Raw genomic sequence first — 2964 nt, 5'->3', positions numbered from 1 at the left:
TGGCGTCGCCGCCCGCGCGCAGGTTGCGCTGCACCGCCAGCCCATCCTCGTCCGGCAGGCCGAGGTCGAGCAGCACCGCGTCGTAGCGGGTCATTGCCAGCGCCGCCCGCGCGTCCACGCCGGTGGTGGCGACATCCACGGCGTACCCCTCGCGGCGCAGGTTGCCCTGGATCAGGGAGGACAGTTCCTCGTCGTCCTCGACGATCAGCAGGCGCATCGCGGCCCTCCCAGACTCTCGAACGTGGTCGTATCAAGTTTGCCGGCGGCGGGGAAGGAAACCGTCAGGATTCCTGCAGACTGGCCTGGAAGCGGGCCAGGGCTTCGCGCAGCCGCCCGGCATCGCCGTCGATGCTGCGCGCCAGCGATTCGATGCGCTCCGACGCGGCTCCGGTTTCGGTCGCTGACAGGTTGACCGCGACGATGTCGGACGACACCGAGGCGATGCTCCGGGCGGTGCCCTGGACGCGGCTGCCGATGACGGTGGAGATGTCCTGCTGGACCCGCGCGGCGTCGGCCATGTCGCGGGCGATACCGTCGAACTCTCGGATGGTGGCGCCGATCCGCTGGACCGCGGCCACCGCGTCGGCGGTCGCCGTCTGGATGGTGCCCACCTGGGCCGCGATGTCCTCGGTGGCCTTGGCGGTCTGGTTGGCCAGCGTCTTGACCTCCGACGCCACCACGACGAATCCCTTGCCCGCCACGCCGGCGCGGGCCGCCTCGATGGTGGGGTTGAGCGCCAGCAGGTTGGTCTGGCCGGCGATGTCGTTGATCAGGCGGATCACGTCACCGATCCGGCCGGCGGCGTTCGCCAGCCCTTCGATGGTGGCGTTGGTCTGCTCCGCCTGCTGCACCGCTCCGGCGGCGATCCGGGTGGAGTGCTCGATCTTGCCGCCGACGGCCTCGATCCGCCGGGCGAGCGCGCCGGTCTGCCTGGCGACCTCGGCGATCTCCTTCGCCACCGTGGCCGACAGCCGGTCGGCGCCGGCGCTGCGCCGGGCGGTGTCGGCGGCGGCCTGCGACATGGCGGCGGCGGTGCCCTGAAGCTGCTCCGCCGAACCGGACAGCGTGCCGACTGGAGTTGCCCCGGCTCGGATGCTGCTGGCGAATTGCGTGGAGCACGTTGGGCGGAGCTGGGGTTGAAGGTTTGGCTCGAGAACGCGGCACTTTCGGAGGCCAGCCATGTCACTCCGTCCAACCCCATGCGGCGATGTTCCAGCCTCGACAGCGAGTGTTGCACGCGCCGCCTTCCCGCACGGAACCGTCTGCCTTCGGCTGCGTGACGCCCTTGGCACCATCTTCGCGGATGCCCAGTTCGCGCGGCTTTTCGCCAGCCGTGGGCAGCCCGCCGCGTGTCCGTGGCGCTTGGCCTTGGTGACCCTGCTGCAGTTTGCCGAGAACCTGTCGGATCGCCGCGCCGCGGAGGCCGTGCGTGGCCGGATCGACTGGAAGTACCTGCTCGGGTTGGAACTGACCGACCCGGGCTTCGACGCCTCGGTGCTGAGCGAGTTCCGCAGCCGGCTGGTTGCCGGCGGGGCCGAAGAGCAATTGCTTGAGACGCTCTTGGCGTTCTGTCGTGAGCGGAAGCTGCTTGGGGCCCGAGGCCGACAGCGCACCGACTCCACTCACGTCCTCGGAGCGGTACGTGCCTTGAACCGTCTGGAGTGCGCCATCGAGACGCTGCGAGCCGCCCTGAATGTACTCGCGAGCGCCGCGCCGAATTGGCTGCGGGCTCACGCCGAGGCAACCTGGGTGGAACGCTATGCCAAGCGCGCTGAGGAGGATCGCATCCCTCAAGCGGAGGCCAAGCGGCGTGCTTATGCCGAGCAGATCGGTCGCGATGGCCACCATCTGCTCGTAGCCATCACCGCTCCGGAGGCTCCAGCATGGCTGCGCACCATCCCCGCCGTCGAACTCCTGCGCCAAGTCTGGGTTCAGAACTTCTACTGTGTTTCTCCTGCTGGTCCTCCTGAGCCGGGATCGTCCAATCCGGCTGAGGCCGTAGTGCGGTGGCGAACCGACGCTGAGGGCTTTCCTCCCTCGCTTCTGATGGTCGCCTCGCCCTATGACGCGGAGGTGCACTACGCCAAGAAGCGGACGACGACCTGGATCGGATACAAGGTTCACCTGACCGAAAGCTGCGAGGACGATCGGCCGCATCTGATTACGCACGTGGAAACTACGCCGGCGCCGGTGGTTGACCGTGATGTTCTGGGACACGTTCATGCGGTGCTTGCCGCCAGGGCGCTGCTGCCCGGCACCCATCTGGTTGACAGCGGTTACATGGGGGCCGAGCAGCTCGTGACCAGCCGCCGAGTCTATGGGGTGACGCTGTGCGGACCGACCCTCAAGGACCAGCAGTGGCAGGCCCAGGACCCGCAGGGCTTCTGCGTACAGGACTTCCACCTCGACTGGGAGAACCAGGTCGCGACCTGTCCAGCCGGACACGTCAGTCGCGGCTGGTCGCCGGATATCAACCGGGGACGACCGGTGATGAAGGTCCGTTTCTCAACGACCGACTGCCAGCCCTGCCCATTGAAGTCGCGCTGCACACGCTCAACTCGGCGCCTTCTCACGCTACGCCGGCGCGATGAGTACGACGCCCTCACCGCGGCCCGTGCATGGGAAGCAGAGGAGGGCTTCGCGATAGAATACCAGCGCCGCGCCGGAATAGAGGGCACAATCTCAGCGGGCGTGCGCGCCTTCCATCTCCGTCGCACACGCTACATCGGACTGGCAAAGACGCATCTTCAGCATGTCCTAACCGCCGCGGCAATGAACTTGGTTCGCCTCGCGGCGTGGTTGGCTGGCACACCACTCGCACGCACACGTCAATCCACTTTCGCCCGGTGTGACTAAGCGTGGAATAAGGGGCTTTTCCAAGTTTTGTGTGGATCACCGAGGCGTGTTTCGCTTCTCGAGGTTCGCGTCAGGCGTGACCGAGGACCCGACCGCGCAGCAGGTCGA

At 67.5% G+C, this 2964-nt stretch carries 3 protein-coding genes; 1 reads left to right on the top strand and 2 read right to left on the bottom strand.

Annotated features, from left to right (window positions below; translation table 11 throughout):
* Nucleotides 1-217 (bottom strand): response regulator (locus ACRWK7_RS04765; protein WP_431855048.1); only part of this gene is annotated, 217 nt, incomplete at its 3' end.
* 64 nt (nt 218-281) lie between these two features.
* A complete protein-coding gene (locus ACRWK7_RS04760) occupies nt 282-1022 on the bottom strand; it encodes a methyl-accepting chemotaxis protein (protein WP_431855047.1) in 741 nt (246 codons plus the stop codon).
* A gap of 157 nt (nt 1023-1179) precedes the next feature.
* Between ACRWK7_RS04760 and ACRWK7_RS04755 the strand changes: the two genes are divergently transcribed.
* Nucleotides 1180-2856: an IS1182 family transposase gene (locus tag ACRWK7_RS04755; RefSeq protein WP_431855046.1), complete on the top strand. Its 1677-nt coding sequence runs from the start codon at nt 1180-1182 to the stop codon at nt 2854-2856.
* The last annotated feature ends 108 nt before the right edge of the window (nt 2857-2964 follow it).

The sequence above is a fragment of the Azospirillum sp. genome (genome assembly GCF_050789165.1).
This window is presented reverse-complemented; position numbering and strand designations above follow the sequence as displayed.